Source organism: Simplicispira lacusdiani, from assembly GCF_003604195.1.
Classification (GTDB): domain Bacteria; phylum Pseudomonadota; class Gammaproteobacteria; order Burkholderiales; family Burkholderiaceae_C; genus Simplicispira; species Simplicispira lacusdiani.
Map to the genome: position 1 here is coordinate 32,910 of NZ_QXGR01000005.1, position 13,578 is coordinate 46,487.

The window sequence follows — 13,578 nt, forward strand, 5'->3', positions numbered from 1 at the left end:
TCCATGCTGCAATCTCTGGGTGTCAGCAACTCGATGGCGACCAAAGCTGCTGAACGCGTTTCTCAGAGCAGTTCCGACGGCGATGCACTGAACTTTCTCAAAGAGTTGCAGCACACTCTAAAAGAGCTTTCCTCGGCCACGGCCCAGGCATCTTCCATGGGCAGCACATCGACAACCAAGCCGGCAAGCCTGCCATCCACGGTCAGCCTGGCCAAGGACGATAAGGCCGCCACCGACGCCAACACCACCAAGGCCCCCTTCGGTAGCTTTGAAGAGTTCCGTGAGTGGGAGAAAGGGTTGGGAAGTAGCTTCGCCCAAGACTACAAGGCACCCGACTACATTCGCTTGATTCGCCTATCCCTTGAAGGTGGTGATAGCGACGCATTTAAGCGGTATACATTTTTCAAGAATAACCCGCAGTATGCAGTCGACTACGAGTCCATTCGAAACGGCAATCTCTCGAAATTCCCCACCGATGGTTCCACTTTGGTGAAAAGTGATCTGTCCAAGATGAACTCGGAGACCGCAGCCTTCTACAAAAAAAATCCCGATCAGCTACTTGCTGCTGAAGGTTTCAGCATGGACCCCACGCTGCTGAAAAATCGAATGGAAGGAGATACCGCAGGTATTGGCGACCCGGATTGGCTGACTCAGCACCGCTGGACAGCCGATGGTGTTGTGGCCAACAACAACCGGGTGACTTATGCGCAGTCCGCGTTCATAGGACTGGATGGCAAGGGCGCCGACAACTATCGATTGGCCAAATACGATTCGGCCACCGGGATGCTCATTGATCTGGATGGCCAAGCCTACGACCCGATTACCGGGCAAGCAGCTGCGTAAAGCCTATTCCAGTATTCCGTCGACCCCCTAGCTCACTCCCACTCAATCGTCGCTGGCGGCTTGCTCGACACGTCATAGGTCACACGGTTGATGCCGCGCACCTCGTTGATGATGCGGCCCGACACCTTTTTCAGTAGGGCGTAGGGCAGCTCTGCCCAGTCGGCGGTCATGAAGTCGCTTGTCTGCACGGCACGCAGCGCCACCACGTAGTCGTAGGTACGGCCGTCGCCCATCACGCCCACGCTCTTGACGGGCAGGAACACGGTGAAAGCCTGGCTGGTGAGGTCATACCAGGTCTTGCCAGTCGCTTCATCGGTGAAGTTGCGCAGTTCCTCGATGAAGATCGCGTCGGCGCGACGCAGCAGGTCGGCGTATTCCTTCTTCACCTCGCCCAGAATGCGCACGCCCAGGCCGGGGCCGGGGAAGGGGTGGCGGTAGACCATCTCGGGTGGCAGGCCCAGGGCCACGCCGAGTTCGCGCACCTCGTCCTTGAACAGGTCGCGCAGCGGCTCCAGGAGCTTCAGGCCCAATTGCTCGGGCAGGCCACCCACGTTGTGGTGGCTCTTGATGGTGACGGCCTTCTTGCTCTTGGCGCCGCCCGATTCGATCACGTCGGGGTAGATCGTGCCCTGGGCCAGGAAGGTCGCTCCCTTGTGGCCGGCTCCACCGGCCTTGAGTTTGGCGGCCTCCTGCTTGAACACGTCCACGAACAAGCCACCGATGATCTTGCGCTTCTGTTCGGGGTCGCTCACGCCGGCCAGCTTTCCCAGGAAGAGGTCGCTGGCATCCACGCGGATCACCTTGGCGTGCAGCTTGCCCTCGAACATGTCCATGACCATGTCGCCTTCGTTCAGGCGCAAGAGGCCGTGGTCCACGAACACGCAGGTGAGCTGGTCACCGATGGCGCGGTGGATCAACGCCGCCGCCACACTGGAGTCCACGCCACCCGAAAGGCCCAGGATCACTTCTTCATCGCCCACCTGGGCGCGGATCTGCTCCACGGCCTCGGCGATGTGGTCGCGCATCACCCAGTCCGGACGCGTGCCGCAAATGCCGAGCACGAAGCGCTCCAGCAGCGCCCGGCCCTGCACGGTATGTGTGACCTCGGGATGGAACTGCACGGCGTAGAAGCGGCGCTCCTCGTCGGCCATGCCGGCGATGGGGCAGCTGTCGGTGCTGGCCATGAGCTTGAAGCCCGGGGGCAGTTCGGTGACCTTGTCGCCGTGGCTCATCCAGACGTTGAGCATGCCATGCCCTTCGGGAGTGGAGAAGTCGGCGATGTCCTTGAGCAGCGCGGTATGGCCGCGTGCGCGCACGACGGCAAAGCCGAATTCGCGCTTGTGGCCTGTTTCAACCTTGCCACCCAACTGCTGCGCCATGGTCTGCATGCCGTAGCAAATGCCCAGCACGGGCAGCCCCAGATCAAACACGGCCTGTGGCGCACGGTCGGTGGTGTCTTCGGTCACGCTGGCGTGGCTGCCCGACAGGATGATGCCCTTGAGCGAACCGTCCTTGGCGTAATCACGCACCCAATCGTCCGTCACATCGCAGGGATGCACCTCGCAGTACACATGGGCTTCGCGCACGCGGCGGGCAATGAGCTGAGTGACTTGCGAGCCGAAATCGAGGATGAGGATTTTCTGGTGTTGCATGGTGGTGGTCCGTCAGAGGCGTGAGAGGTCGAGAAGCGGTACACCGCTGCACTGTGCGGCAGCGACCTGTTGAGGATCAAAAGTGGCCAGAGGCAGGCGCAGCGAGCGGGCCAGCCACAGGTAGGCGGCGTCAAAAGTGGGCAGGCCGGTTTCGAGCGCTACGTCGAGCACGGCTTTGTGCTGGGCGGGCGCGAGTTCATGCAGTTCCACACGGTGGCGGATGGCTTCAAGCACGCCCCACAGGCCTTCAACGGATGCGGCGGGGATGCGCCCACTGTTCACGCCGCTGGCAAGGATGTTGTTGCACTCCCACTGCCAGAGGTTGGGAGCTTGAGGCTCGACCTCGTCGCGGCGGATCAGTGTGTAGAGGCGACGCGTGTGGTCGCTGGCGGCATCGGGCAGCAACCAAGCGGCCGTAACAGAAGCATCGAGCACGAAGGCGGTCATGCAGCGCTCCGCCCCGTGCGGCGCAGGCTGTCGGTGGATGAACTGGCGCCCGCAGGCTGAATGCTGGCATGCAGCGCCTCCATCTGACCCAGCTCACGCGCAATCTGCTCGTCGGAAATCACCGGACGGCGGCGCACGGGCAGCATGCGCACCACTTCCTTGCCGTGGCGGGTGATACGCACTTCCTCGCCCTGCTCAACCAGCTCGATCAGGGCTGAGAACCGGCTCTTGGCTTCGTAGATACCGACGGATTGCATAAACAAAAAAGTCTGGCCCAAACAATGAATTCGGGCCAGACTATATCATTCTGACCAGATTTTTTCAATCAGGTCAGAATACATGTGGCAGATCAGTCCGCGCGGTAGTTCGGCGCTTCCTTGGTGATCTGCACGTCATGCACATGGCTTTCGCGGATGCCGGCCGTGGTGATCTCGACGAACTCGGCCTTGTTGTTCATCTCCTCGATCGTGGCGCAACCGCAGTAGCCCATGGAAGCGCGCACGCCACCGGCCATCTGGTAGACGATGGAGACCATCGAGCCTTTGTAGGGCACGCGGCCTTCGATGCCTTCGGGCACGAGCTTGTCCGCGTTGGGGTTGCCGGTGCTCGACTCCTGGAAATAGCGGTCGGCGCTGCCTTGCTGCATGGCGCCGATGGAGCCCATGCCACGGTAGCTCTTGTAGCTGCGGCCCTGGAAGAGGATGACCTCGCCCGGAGCCTCTTCGGTGCCGGCGAACATGCCACCCATCATGACGGTGCCGGCGCCTGCGGCCAGCGCCTTGGCGATGTCGCCGCTGTAGCGGATACCGCCGTCGGCAATCAGCGGCACCCCCGTGCCGCGCAGTGCCGTGGCCACATTGTCGATGGCCATGATCTGCGGCACGCCCACGCCGGCCACGATGCGGGTGGTGCAGATGGAGCCGGGGCCGATGCCGACCTTGACCGCATCGGCACCCGCCTCGACCAGCGCCAGCGCGGCCGCGCCCGTGGCGATGTTGCCGCCGATCACGTCCACCTGCGGATAGTTCTGCTTGACCCAGCGCACGCGCTCGATCACGCCCTTGCTGTGGCCGTGGGCCGTATCAACCACGATGGCGTCGACACCGGCCTTCACCAGCGCTTCGACGCGCTCTTCCGTGCCTTCGCCCACGCCCACCGCCGCGCCCACGCGCAGGCGGCCCGAGGCGTCACGCGCGGCGTTGGGGAAGCTGGTCTGCTTGGTGATGTCCTTCACCGTGATCAAGCCTTTGAGTTCAAAGGCGTCGTTGACCACCAGGATGCGCTCTAGCTTGTGCTTGTTGAGCAGCGCCTTGGCCTCGGCCGGCGTGGTGCCGTCCTTTTCGTTGACGGTGATGAGCTTCTCGCGCGGCGTCATGATCTGGTGGACCTTGACGTCGTAGCGGGTTTCGAAGCGCAGGTCGCGGCCGGTCACGATACCGACCACCTTGCCGCCATCGCACACCGGGAAGCCCGAGATGCCCAGTTGCTCGGACAGCTGCAGCACCTGCAGCACCGTGTGCTCGGGGGTGATGACCACCGGGTCGCGCAGCACGCCCGACTCGTAGCGCTTGACCTTGGCCACGTGCGCGGCCTGCTCCTGCGCGGTGAGGTTCTTGTGCACGATGCCGATACCGCCCTCCTGGGCGATGGCAATGGCCAGGCGTGCCTCGGTCACTGTGTCCATGGCGGCGGACACGAGCGGCAGGTTCAGCTGGATGTTGCGGGAGAGTTTCGTCGCGAGGGACGTGTCCTTGGGCAGGACCTGGGAGTACGCTGGCACCAGCAACACATCGTCGAAGGTGAGCGCTTTTCCAAGAAGGCGCATGAGAAAGCTCCAAAAAACGGATTGTACCCGCGCGGCGCCCTGGCCCGAGCGCCACCGCACCGCCGGCGCTGGGCTGGCGGCGCACCGGCCACCCGGCTAAACTCCAGCGTATGAAAACGCACAAGCTTCTGCTGTTGGCCCTGGCTTGCACCTGGGCGGTGGGCGCTGCCGCCCAGTGGCAATGGATCGACAAGGATGGCCGCAAGGTCTTCAGCGACCGCCCGCCGCCGCAGGACATTCCCGACAGCAAAATCCTGAAGCAACCACGCTTCACCGCCCCCGCCCCTGCGGCAGCCGCGGCCAGCAGCGCAGCGGCTGCTCCAGCACCTGGCGCGCCCGCCAGTGCCCCGGTGGCCTCGGGCAAGGACAAGGAGCTGGAAAAGAAGAAGGCCCAGGCAGAAGCCGAGGAAGCCGCCAAGAAAAAGGCGGAGGAAACCAAACAGGCTGCCGCACGCACCGAGAACTGCAACCGCGCCAAGCTGGCCATGGCCGCTTTCGAATCTGGCAAGCCGATGCGCATGCCCAACGCCCAGGGCGAAATGGTTTTTCTAGACGAGGCCGGCCGCTCGGCCGAGATGAAGCGCATCCAGGCCGTCATCGACGCGGACTGCAAACGCTGAAAGCCGGGCCCTCAAGGCCCCGGCCGCTCAGTAACCGGCCTTGCCACCTGGCCGCTGCCTAGCGAACAGGCCGGTCGCACGGGCTCCCTGGCGCGCGAAACGCTGGCGTCGCGCCACCTTCGGGTCCACGGTAAGCGCCCGGTACACCTCGATGCGGTCACCGGCGCGCAACACCTCGTCCCGCTCCACCACCCGTCCCCAAACACCGGCAGGCGCCCGTGCTGGCACGACAAGCCCGGCCTCGGCGCCCGCTAGCAAGGCATCCGCCACCGTGGCACCTGCACACAGGTGCAGTTCCCGTTCTTGCAGCGCGCCGGGAGCGACCTGCACCACCAGGGTGATGCACAGGCAGGCACCATCCAGATCAGCCATACACCTGCTCGGCACGCTTGACGAAGGCATCGACCATGCTGCTGGCGATGCGGTCGAACACCGGCCCCACCAACGCCGCCAGCGGCGCGCTGTCAAAGCCATAGTTCAGCTGCAGCTCGACGCGCGACGCACGCTGGCTGCCGTCGCCCACGGCATGGAAATGCCAGTCGCCATCCAGGCGTGAAAACGGCCCTTTGACCAATTGCATGCGCACGCGCCGCCCCGGCTCGTGCAGGTTGCGCGTCACGAAGGTCTGGCGGATGCCGCTGAGCGCGATGCCAACCTCCGCCAGCATGCCTTCGTTGTCCTGCTCCAGCACGCGCGCATGGTCGCACCAGGGCAGAAATTGGGGATACTGGGCAACCGCAGTGACCAGGCTGAACATTTCATCGGGGCTGTACCAGATCAATACGGACTTGTGGACGTTTTTCATGGGAGAACACGGTGCGCGCGGCCGAAAGGGATCATCCCCCGGGCGGACGAAACTAGAATCGCTGCTGCGTGATGACAGCAATTGTAGGGAGGGCATTCACCTCCCGGCTGACACCAGCCCGACTCCAGATGGCCAAGAAACCCGAAACACCCTCCCGCATCGCCGACAACAAGAAAGCGGCCTACAACTATTTCTTCGAGGAACGCCACGAGGCGGGCATGGTGCTGCAAGGCTGGGAAGTCAAGGCACTGCGCGAGGGCAAGGTACAGCTGACCGATGGCTACGTGGTGATCCGCGAGGGCGAGCTGTACCTGATCGGCTGCCAGATCAATCCGCTCAAGACGGCCTCGACGCACGTCAACCCCGAGGCCGCCCGCACCAAGAAACTGCTGCTGAAAAAAGAGGAGATCAAGCGCCTCATCGGCAAGGTCGAGCAGAAAGGCTACACCCTGGTGCCCCTCAATCTGCACTGGAAGAACGGTCTCGTCAAATGCGAGATCGCGCTGGCCAAGGGCAAGGCCGAGCACGACAAACGCGACACCATCAAGGACCGCGAAGGCAAACGAGAGGTCGAGCGCGCCATGAAGAGCAGGCACCGCTGATTTTTCCCGGCGTTTTTTTGGCGGATGATGGAATAAACCCCCACCGCCCTGTGTTTGTCCTGGTGCATGGCCGCCATCCCGCGCGGCCGGCATCCACCCGGAGACACGCGATGAAAAAGCTCGGTTTGATGACAGCAGCCCTGGTGCTGGCCGCCTGCCAGTCCATGCCCCATGCCCAGGTGAAGGTGCAGGACGGCGTCCTGGTCGGCCCCAATGGCATGACGCTCTATACCTTCGACCGCGACATGGCCGGCAACGGCAAGTCGGTGTGCAACGGCCCCTGCGCCACCAACTGGCCGCCCCTCAAGGCAGAAGGCCCCGCGCCCGGCGGCGACTACAGCGTCGTGCGGCGCGACGACGGCAGCACGCAACTGGCCTACAAGGGCAAGCCGCTGTACTACTGGGTCAAGGACACCAAGCCCGGCGACAAGACCGGTGACGGCGTGAACCAGGTCTGGCACGCCGCCAAGCCCTGAAGGCCCTCGCAGGTGCCGCATGGAGCCTCACCGCATCATCGACCATGTGCCCGCCCTGCGGCGCTATGCGCGCGTGCTCACGGGCGACGCCTGGGCCGCCGATGATCTGGTGCAGGACACCCTGGAGCGCGCCTGCCGCAAATGGCTGCTCTGGCGCTCAGGCAGCAACCTGCGCGCCTGGCTGTTCACGTTGATGCACCGTCTCTACCTGAACCAGCGGCGCGGCGCAGCGCCCTCGCCGGCTGTCGATATCGACACCCTGCACGAAGGGCTGGCAGCGCCAGCCTCCGGTACCGACGATGCCCTGGACCTCGAACGCTGCCTGCTGCGCCTGCCGGCCGAACAGCGCGCCGTGCTGCTGCTCGTGGCACTCGAAGACATGCCCTATGCCGACGCGGCGCGCGTGCTGCAGATCCCCGTGGGCACGGTGATGTCGCGTCTGGCGCGCGCACGAGCCCGGCTGCGCGAACTCATGGAACCCGCCGCGCAGGCGCCGGCCCAACCCTCGGCCCTGCGCCGCCTCAAATGACCCGGTGACCGCCATGCACGAAAGCACACCGCGCCCCATCGACGAAGACGACCTGCACGCCCTGGCGGATGGCCGGCTGGACCCGCCACGCGCGCGGGCCGTGCGCGAACGCCTGGGCGCCGATGCCGCCGCGCGCCTGGCCGCCTGGGAGCTGCAGCGCGAACGCCTGCGCGCCCTGCACGCAACCATGGCGCAGGAACCCCTGCCCGAGCCGCTGCGCTCCACGGCCGCGCGGCTGCAGCAGCGCCACGACCGGCAGACCCGGCTGCGCCACCTGGGCGGCATGGCCGCCTCGGTGCTGCTGGCCTTCGGGCTGGGGTGGACGCTACACGGGCAATGGCAATCCGCGCACTCCGTTTCCACCGCGCCCCTGGCCAGCGCACAGCGCTTTGCCCAGCAGGCGGCCATGGCCCATGCTGTCTATCAGCCGGAACAGCGCCACCCGGTCGAGGTGGCTGCGGCGCAGCAGGAGCATCTGGTGCAGTGGCTCTCCAAGCGCCTGGGGCGCCCCTTGACCCTGCCGGTGCTCACGGCGCAGGGCTTCGAGCTGGTGGGTGGGCGCCTGCTGCCGGGTGAGAACGGCGCGCGCGCGCAATTCATGTACCAGAACGCGGCGGGCCAGCGCATCACGCTCTACCTGGGCGCGCTCGATGGCGCGGGCGCGAGCGAAACGGCCTTCCGCCTGCATGCCGACGGCCCTGTGCCCGCCTTCTACTGGCTGGACCAGGGCTTTGGCTACGCTCTCAGCGGACCGCTCTCGCGCGAAGTGCTACTGGCGCTGGCCACGGCCGTGCACCAGCAGCTCTGACAGGCTCAGCGCAGCGCCGCCAGCGGGTGGGCGTGCGCTGGCCAGGGGCTGGCGAAGAACGAGGCCACCAGCTCGGGCGAAACGTCCTCGATTCGCACGGGGTTCCAGCGCGGGCTGTGGTCCTTGTCCACGGCCAGGGCGCGGATGCCCTCGACCGTTTCGCTCTGGCCAGGGCGCAGGAAGAAGCAGTGGCGCACCATGTCGCGCTCCATGCGCAGGTCACCCGCCAGGTCCATGCCACGCGCGCGGCGGATCTGCTCCAGCACCACATGCAGCATCAGCGGCGAGCGCTTGCGCAGCGTGGCCGCCGTGGCGCGCGCCCATTCGCTGTCGGCGGCTTCCAGGGCGGCCACGATGGCCCCCACGCCGTCGAGCGAAAAATACTGGTCAATTTGGCTTCTAAGGCCCGCCAGATTTGCGCTAGCAGCTACCATTTTAGAAGCAACAAACGCCTTCACATCGGCGCCATCCACAAAGGCCTGCGTGCCCAGGGCGTCCCAGACCGCGGCCTGCGCGTCCACCGGCAGGCAGCCATCGGCCAGACCGAAGGCGATGGCGTCACCGGCGCCGATGGTGTCACCCGTCAGCGCGAGCCATTCACCCACATGGCCGGGGCAACGCGAGAGGAAGTAACCGCCGCCCACGTCGGGGAACAGGCCGATGGCCGTCTCGGGCATGGCCATCTTGGTGCGCTCGGTCACCACGCGCAGCGCGGCGCCCTGGCTGATACCCATGCCGCCGCCCATGACGATGCCGTCCATGAAGGCGATGTAGGGCTTGTTGTAGTTGTGGATCAGGTGGTTGAGAGCGTATTCCTCGGTGAAGAAGTCCTCGATCTCCGGGTTGCCCGTGCTGCCCGCCTGGTGCAGGAAGCGGATGTCACCACCCGCGCAGAAAGCGCCGAACGGGCCTTCCTTGTTGCTGCCACGAATGGCCACGGCCAGCACGCGCGGGTCTTTCTGCCAGGCCAGCAGCACCGTCATCAAGTCACGCACCATGCCCAGCGACAAGGCATTGAGCGCCTTGGGGCGGTTGAGCGTGATGCAGCCCACTTGGCCGCGCAATTGAGCCATCACGTCACCGGTCATCTCCGTCATTTTTGTTCCTTCCAACCGAGTAGTTCATTGAAAACCAGCGCGCCGATCACCAGCGCGCCGCCCGTCAGCACCGCGGGCGCCGGGCGCTCACCCGCGCCCAGCCATGCCAGCAGAATGCCGAAGATCACCTCCAGCAGGCCCAGCAGCGCCAGTTCAGGCGCCTTGAGCACGCGCCCGCAACGCACCGCGAGCACGCAGGGAATCGCCAATTGCACCAGCCCGAGCAGGGCCAGCAGCGCCAGGTCGTGCCCGGTGGCCTGGAACGGCCATGCCAGCGGCAGCGTGGCCATGGAAGAAAGCACCGCGCCGATGAGCACGGCGGGCATCAGATCCACCGCATGGCCATGGCGCTGCGAGTGCTGCACCACCGTCCAGTTGACGGCGGCCGCCAGCGGCACGCACAGCGCCACCAGCGTGCCTACGATCGGCAAACCGGCCATTTGCGAGCCATACATCCAGGCAATGCCCAGGCCCGCCAGCGCGATGGCGCCCCAGGTGCGCGGCGCGATGCGGTGGCCGATGAAGGCCCAGGCGAACAGCGCGGTGAGCAAGGGACCGACGGCCATGGTCACCAGCACATTGGCCACGGGCATGAGCATGATGGCCACCATGAAGGCGGTGAACATCACGCTCCAGCACAGGCCCGAAATCCACAGCGCCCGGCCGCCGCCGCGCAGCGTGGCCAGCACGGCACGCCCCTGCACGGCCGGCAGGATGACGAGCAGCGCCAAAAGGGTAAAGAAGCTGCGCCAGAAGGTCACCTCGAAGCTGCGCGCATGCTCCAGGTGGCGTGTTACCACGCCAGCGATCGACCACATCAGCGTGACCGCCACCATGAGCCACACCGCCCGGCCATGCGAAAGACCAGGGCTATTGCGCAGCAGCGGGGGCTGGGCCGTTTCAGTTTTCATCGCGTGGCGCTTCACACATGCGCGGCCCAGGCCAGTGGCCACCGTGCAAGGGCCGCCCCGCCGCACCGGTGGCGTCCCCCTGCCCGCAGCGCGCAGCGCTGCGAGAGCGGGGGGAAGGCCCGCAGGGCCTCAGGGGGGTGTCGTTTCATTTCATTCACGGCTGGCGCGCTTGCGCTCATGTTCCTTCAGGAAGCGCTTGCGCAGACGTACGCTCTTGGGCGTGATTTCGACCAGCTCGTCGTCCTCGATGAATTCCACGCCGTATTCCAGCGTCAGCTCGATCGGGGGCGTGATCTTGATCGCGTCTTCCTTGCCGGAGACGCGGAAGTTGGTCAGCTGCTTGGTGCGGGTGGCGTTCACCACCAGGTCGTTGTCGCGGCTGTGGATGCCGACGATCATGCCTTCGTACACCGGGTCGTTGGCGCGCACGAACATGCGGCCGCGGTCGTCCAGCTTGCCCAGGGCGTAGGTGAAGATTTCACCGTCGTCCATGGAGATCAGCACGCCGTTCTTGCGGCCGCCGATGTCGCCCTTGTGCGGCTCGTAGCTGTCGAAGATGTTGCTGATCAGGCCCGAACCGCGCGTCAGGTTCAGGAACTCGTTGGAGAAGCCGATCAGGCCACGCGCCGGGATGCGGTACTCCAGGCGCACGCGGCCACGGCCGTCCGGCTCCATGTTCACCAGCTCGCCCTTGCGCTCGCCCAGCGCCTGCATGACGCCGCCCTGGTGCTGCTCTTCGATGTCGGCGGTGACCATCTCGATGGGCTCGTACTTCACGCCGTCCACGTCCTTGAACAGCACGCGGGGCTTGGAAACGGCCATTTCATAGCCTTCGCGGCGCATGTTCTCCAGCAGGATGGTCAGGTGCAGTTCGCCCCGGCCCATCACTTCGAACACGCCTTCTTCGTCGGTTTCGTTGACGCGCAGCGCCACGTTGTGCTGCAGTTCCTTCTGCAGGCGGTCCCAGATCTGGCGGCTGGTCACGTACTTGCCTTCACGGCCGGCCAGTGGCGAGGTGTTCACGCAGAAGTTCATCGTCAGCGTGGGCTCGTCCACCTTGAGCATGGGCAGCGGCGCGGGCTTGAGCGGGTCGGTCACGGTCACGCCGATGCCGATGTCGGTGATGCCGTTGATCAGCACGATCTCGCCGGGGCCGGCTTCCGTGGCCTGAACGCGGTCCAGGCCCTGGAACGTCAGCACCTGGTTCACACGGCCCTTGATGGACTTGCCGTCCGGGCCTTCCATCACCAGCACGTCCATGTTGGGCTTGATCGTGCCCTGGCTGATACGGCCCACGCCGATGCGGCCCACGAAGGTCGAGAAATCGAGCGCGGAGATCTGCAGCTGCAGAGGCGCTGCTGGGTCGCCCTTTTGCGACGGCACGTGCTCCAGCACGGTGTTGAACAGCGCCGACATGTCGGGGCCCCACTGCGCGCCGGGCTCACCCTCTTCCATCGAGGTCCAGCCGTTGATGCCCGAAGCGTACACCACGGGGAAGTCGAGCTGCTCGTCGGTGGCGCCGAGCTTGTCGAACAGGTCGAAGGCCGCGTTCACCACGTGCTGGGGGCGCGCGCCGGGCTTGTCCACCTTGTTCACCACCAGGATGGGCTTGAGGCCCAGGGCCAGCGCCTTCTTGGTCACGAAGCGCGTCTGCGGCATGGGGCCTTCCTGGGCGTCGATCAGCAGCACCACGCCGTCCACCATGGACAGGGCGCGTTCCACCTCGCCGCCGAAGTCCGCGTGGCCGGGGGTGTCGACGATGTTGATGTGCGTGCCCTTCCAGCTCACGGCGCAGTTCTTCGCCAAGATGGTGATGCCCCGTTCCTTTTCGATGGCGTTGTTGTCCATCACGGTATCGACCACCTTCTCGTGTTCGGCGAAGGTGCCGGACTGGCGCAGCAATTGGTCGACCATGGTCGTTTTGCCATGGTCGACGTGGGCGATGATGGCGATGTTGCGGATTTGTTTGCTCATAGTTTTTCCAATATGCCGCTGGCTTGTGGGCGCGGCGTGCCTTCCAAAATTTGTTGTATTTCCAGCGGGCTCAGGAGCCTGTCGGGCACCAGCTCTCCGCCCACGATATGGCCGACGCCGAGCAGAGCCCGGGGTTGGTCGCCGAACACGGCCACGGCGGGCGCATCGGGCCAGGGGCCCCTGCGGCGCATGCCGGAGAGAAACCGGCCCGCATTCTCGCTGTCGAGCGTGACATGCACATGATCGGCCAGCAGCGCCTGCGGCGGCTCCAGGCAGGCCAGGCGCGCATCCTCGTCCAGGGCTTCAAGCTGCTGCAGGGTGATGCAACGCTCCACGCCAATGCCCCCGGTGCCGGTGCGGCGCAGGAAGGTGAGATGCGCACCGCAGCCCAGGGCCGCGCCGATGTCCTCGCCCAGCGTTCGGATGTAGGTGCCCTTGCTGCAGGTCACTATCATTTTAATAGCTGGTTGCGCTTGGCTGTCGTGCGTCAGGGCCAATTCCAATGCATGAATCACCACGTCGCGCGGCGCGCGCTCGACGGCGATGCCGGCGCGCGCATATTCGTACAGCGCCTTGCCGTCTTTCTTGAGCGCGCTGTGCATGGGCGGTACCTGGCGGATCGGGCCGGTGAACTGCTGTTGCACGGCGGCCAGGCGCTCGGGCGTGAGCTGGGCCGGATCGACGTCACGCCGCTCCAGCACCTCGCCCTCGGCGTCGCCGGTGGTGGTGGTCACGCCCAGCAAAGCCACGGCCTCGTAGGTCTTGGCCGCTTCGAGCTGCAGCTGGCTGAACTTGGTGGCCGCGCCAAAACACAGCGGCAGCACGCCGCTGGCCAGCGGGTCGAGCGTGCCCGTGTGCCCGGCCTTTTCGGCGCGCAGCAACCACTTGGCCTTCTGCAAGGCCTGGTTGCTGGTGATGCCCAGCGGCTTGTCGATCAGCAGCACCCCGTGCACAGGGCGCCGGACGACCCTCGTGCGCGGCGCGTCCAT

The 13,578-nt window shown here is 65.4% G+C and carries 16 protein-coding genes; 6 read left to right on the forward strand and 10 right to left on the reverse strand.

Translation table 11 applies throughout. The features are described 5' to 3' along the window. Nucleotides 1-3: 3 nt before the first annotated feature. Nucleotides 4-843: a hypothetical protein gene (locus D8S75_RS07995; RefSeq protein WP_157982615.1), complete on the forward strand. Its 840-nt coding sequence runs from the start codon at nucleotides 4-6 to the stop codon at nucleotides 841-843. Nucleotides 844-875: 32 nt separating this feature from the next. On the opposite strand, the gene guaA is transcribed toward D8S75_RS07995, so the two are convergent. From guaA to guaB, 4 genes are all read right to left on the reverse strand, one after another. After that, nucleotides 876-2,495 (reverse strand): glutamine-hydrolyzing GMP synthase, encoded by a 1,620-nt coding sequence (gene guaA / locus D8S75_RS08000; protein ID WP_119965698.1) that lies wholly within the window; start codon nucleotides 2,493-2,495, stop codon nucleotides 876-878. A 12-nt stretch (nucleotides 2,496-2,507) separates the two neighbouring features. Further along, the gene (locus D8S75_RS08005; protein WP_119965700.1) at nucleotides 2,508-2,942 is read right to left on the reverse strand and encodes a type II toxin-antitoxin system VapC family toxin; all 435 of its coding nucleotides are present in this window, start codon (nucleotides 2,940-2,942) and stop codon (nucleotides 2,508-2,510) included. Further along, nucleotides 2,939-3,199 carry a type II toxin-antitoxin system Phd/YefM family antitoxin gene (locus D8S75_RS08010; protein ID WP_119965701.1) on the reverse strand — a complete coding sequence of 87 codons (261 nt, stop codon included), beginning with the start codon at nucleotides 3,197-3,199 and terminating at the stop codon, nucleotides 2,939-2,941. The genes D8S75_RS08005 and D8S75_RS08010 overlap by 4 nt, the downstream gene beginning before the upstream one ends. Before the next feature lie 92 nt (nucleotides 3,200-3,291). After that, nucleotides 3,292-4,767 (reverse strand): IMP dehydrogenase, encoded by a 1,476-nt coding sequence (gene guaB, locus D8S75_RS08015; protein WP_119965703.1) that lies wholly within the window; start codon nucleotides 4,765-4,767, stop codon nucleotides 3,292-3,294. A gap of 110 nt (nucleotides 4,768-4,877) precedes the next feature. On the opposite strand from guaB, the gene D8S75_RS08020 reads away from it, so the two are divergent. Further along, nucleotides 4,878-5,387, forward strand: a complete 510-nt coding sequence (locus D8S75_RS08020) for a DUF4124 domain-containing protein (protein ID WP_119965705.1) — start codon at nucleotides 4,878-4,880, stop codon at nucleotides 5,385-5,387. 27 nt (nucleotides 5,388-5,414) lie between these two features. On the opposite strand, the gene D8S75_RS08025 is transcribed toward D8S75_RS08020, so the two are convergent. After that, nucleotides 5,415-5,759 (reverse strand): RnfH family protein, encoded by a 345-nt coding sequence (locus D8S75_RS08025; protein ID WP_119965707.1) that lies wholly within the window; start codon nucleotides 5,757-5,759, stop codon nucleotides 5,415-5,417. Next, entirely contained in the window at nucleotides 5,752-6,192 is a 441-nt protein-coding gene (locus D8S75_RS08030; RefSeq protein ID WP_119965708.1) for a type II toxin-antitoxin system RatA family toxin, read from the reverse strand. Before D8S75_RS08030 ends, D8S75_RS08025 begins: the two co-directional genes overlap by 8 nt. A 128-nt stretch (nucleotides 6,193-6,320) precedes the next feature. Between D8S75_RS08030 and smpB the strand changes: the two genes are divergently transcribed. From smpB to D8S75_RS08050, 4 genes are all read left to right on the forward strand, one after another. Further along, nucleotides 6,321-6,794, forward strand: a complete 474-nt coding sequence (smpB, locus tag D8S75_RS08035) for an SsrA-binding protein SmpB (protein ID WP_119965710.1) — start codon at nucleotides 6,321-6,323, stop codon at nucleotides 6,792-6,794. 110 nt (nucleotides 6,795-6,904) lie between these two features. Beyond that, nucleotides 6,905-7,270, forward strand: a complete 366-nt coding sequence (locus tag D8S75_RS08040) for a COG4315 family predicted lipoprotein (protein WP_119965712.1) — start codon at nucleotides 6,905-6,907, stop codon at nucleotides 7,268-7,270. A gap of 19 nt (nucleotides 7,271-7,289) precedes the next feature. Continuing rightward, nucleotides 7,290-7,799, forward strand: coding sequence for an RNA polymerase sigma factor (locus D8S75_RS08045; RefSeq protein WP_119965713.1), 510 nt, complete (start codon nucleotides 7,290-7,292; stop codon nucleotides 7,797-7,799). A gap of 13 nt (nucleotides 7,800-7,812) precedes the next feature. Beyond that, on the forward strand, nucleotides 7,813-8,607 hold the full coding sequence (locus D8S75_RS08050) for an anti-sigma factor family protein (RefSeq protein ID WP_119966097.1): 795 nt from the start codon (nucleotides 7,813-7,815) through the stop codon (nucleotides 8,605-8,607). Between the two features lie 5 nt (nucleotides 8,608-8,612). On the opposite strand, the gene D8S75_RS08055 is transcribed toward D8S75_RS08050, so the two are convergent. The 4 genes from D8S75_RS08055 to truB form a co-directional block, all read right to left on the reverse strand. Then, nucleotides 8,613-9,704, reverse strand: a complete 1,092-nt coding sequence (locus tag D8S75_RS08055) for an enoyl-CoA hydratase/isomerase family protein (protein WP_119965715.1) — start codon at nucleotides 9,702-9,704, stop codon at nucleotides 8,613-8,615. Then, the gene (locus D8S75_RS08060; protein WP_119966098.1) at nucleotides 9,701-10,615 is read right to left on the reverse strand and encodes a DMT family transporter; all 915 of its coding nucleotides are present in this window, start codon (nucleotides 10,613-10,615) and stop codon (nucleotides 9,701-9,703) included. Before D8S75_RS08060 ends, D8S75_RS08055 begins: the two co-directional genes overlap by 4 nt. 150 nt (nucleotides 10,616-10,765) lie before the next feature. Continuing rightward, nucleotides 10,766-12,589, reverse strand: a complete 1,824-nt coding sequence (gene typA / locus D8S75_RS08065; RefSeq protein WP_119965717.1) for a translational GTPase TypA — start codon at nucleotides 12,587-12,589, stop codon at nucleotides 10,766-10,768. Next, complete coding sequence (truB, locus tag D8S75_RS08070) at nucleotides 12,586-13,578, reverse strand: tRNA pseudouridine(55) synthase TruB (protein ID WP_119966099.1); 993 nt, start codon at nucleotides 13,576-13,578, stop codon at nucleotides 12,586-12,588. Before truB ends, typA begins: the two co-directional genes overlap by 4 nt.

What these genes read in the sequence shown, in the direction of transcription:
- D8S75_RS07995 (WP_157982615.1), top strand. Translation starts at nt 4, where the DNA reads ATGCTGCAATCTCTGGGTGTCAGCAACTCGATGGCGACCAAAGCTGCT.
- guaA (WP_119965698.1), bottom strand. Translation starts at nt 2,495, where the DNA reads ATGCAACACCAGAAAATCCTCATCCTCGATTTCGGCTCGCAAGTCACT.
- D8S75_RS08005 (WP_119965700.1), bottom strand. Translation starts at nt 2,942, where the DNA reads ATGACCGCCTTCGTGCTCGATGCTTCTGTTACGGCCGCTTGGTTGCTG.
- D8S75_RS08010 (WP_119965701.1), bottom strand. Translation starts at nt 3,199, where the DNA reads ATGCAATCCGTCGGTATCTACGAAGCCAAGAGCCGGTTCTCAGCCCTG.
- guaB (WP_119965703.1), bottom strand. Translation starts at nt 4,767, where the DNA reads ATGCGCCTTCTTGGAAAAGCGCTCACCTTCGACGATGTGTTGCTGGTG.
- D8S75_RS08020 (WP_119965705.1), top strand. Translation starts at nt 4,878, where the DNA reads ATGAAAACGCACAAGCTTCTGCTGTTGGCCCTGGCTTGCACCTGGGCG.
- D8S75_RS08025 (WP_119965707.1), bottom strand. Translation starts at nt 5,759, where the DNA reads ATGGCTGATCTGGATGGTGCCTGCCTGTGCATCACCCTGGTGGTGCAG.
- D8S75_RS08030 (WP_119965708.1), bottom strand. Translation starts at nt 6,192, where the DNA reads ATGAAAAACGTCCACAAGTCCGTATTGATCTGGTACAGCCCCGATGAA.
- smpB (WP_119965710.1), top strand. Translation starts at nt 6,321, where the DNA reads ATGGCCAAGAAACCCGAAACACCCTCCCGCATCGCCGACAACAAGAAA.
- D8S75_RS08040 (WP_119965712.1), top strand. Translation starts at nt 6,905, where the DNA reads ATGAAAAAGCTCGGTTTGATGACAGCAGCCCTGGTGCTGGCCGCCTGC.
- D8S75_RS08045 (WP_119965713.1), top strand. Translation starts at nt 7,290, where the DNA reads ATGGAGCCTCACCGCATCATCGACCATGTGCCCGCCCTGCGGCGCTAT.
- D8S75_RS08050 (WP_119966097.1), top strand. Translation starts at nt 7,813, where the DNA reads ATGCACGAAAGCACACCGCGCCCCATCGACGAAGACGACCTGCACGCC.
- D8S75_RS08055 (WP_119965715.1), bottom strand. Translation starts at nt 9,704, where the DNA reads ATGACGGAGATGACCGGTGACGTGATGGCTCAATTGCGCGGCCAAGTG.
- D8S75_RS08060 (WP_119966098.1), bottom strand. Translation starts at nt 10,615, where the DNA reads ATGAAAACTGAAACGGCCCAGCCCCCGCTGCTGCGCAATAGCCCTGGT.
- typA (WP_119965717.1), bottom strand. Translation starts at nt 12,589, where the DNA reads ATGAGCAAACAAATCCGCAACATCGCCATCATCGCCCACGTCGACCAT.
- truB (WP_119966099.1), bottom strand. Translation starts at nt 13,578, where the DNA reads ATGGACGCGCCGCGCACGAGGGTCGTCCGGCGCCCTGTGCACGGGGTG.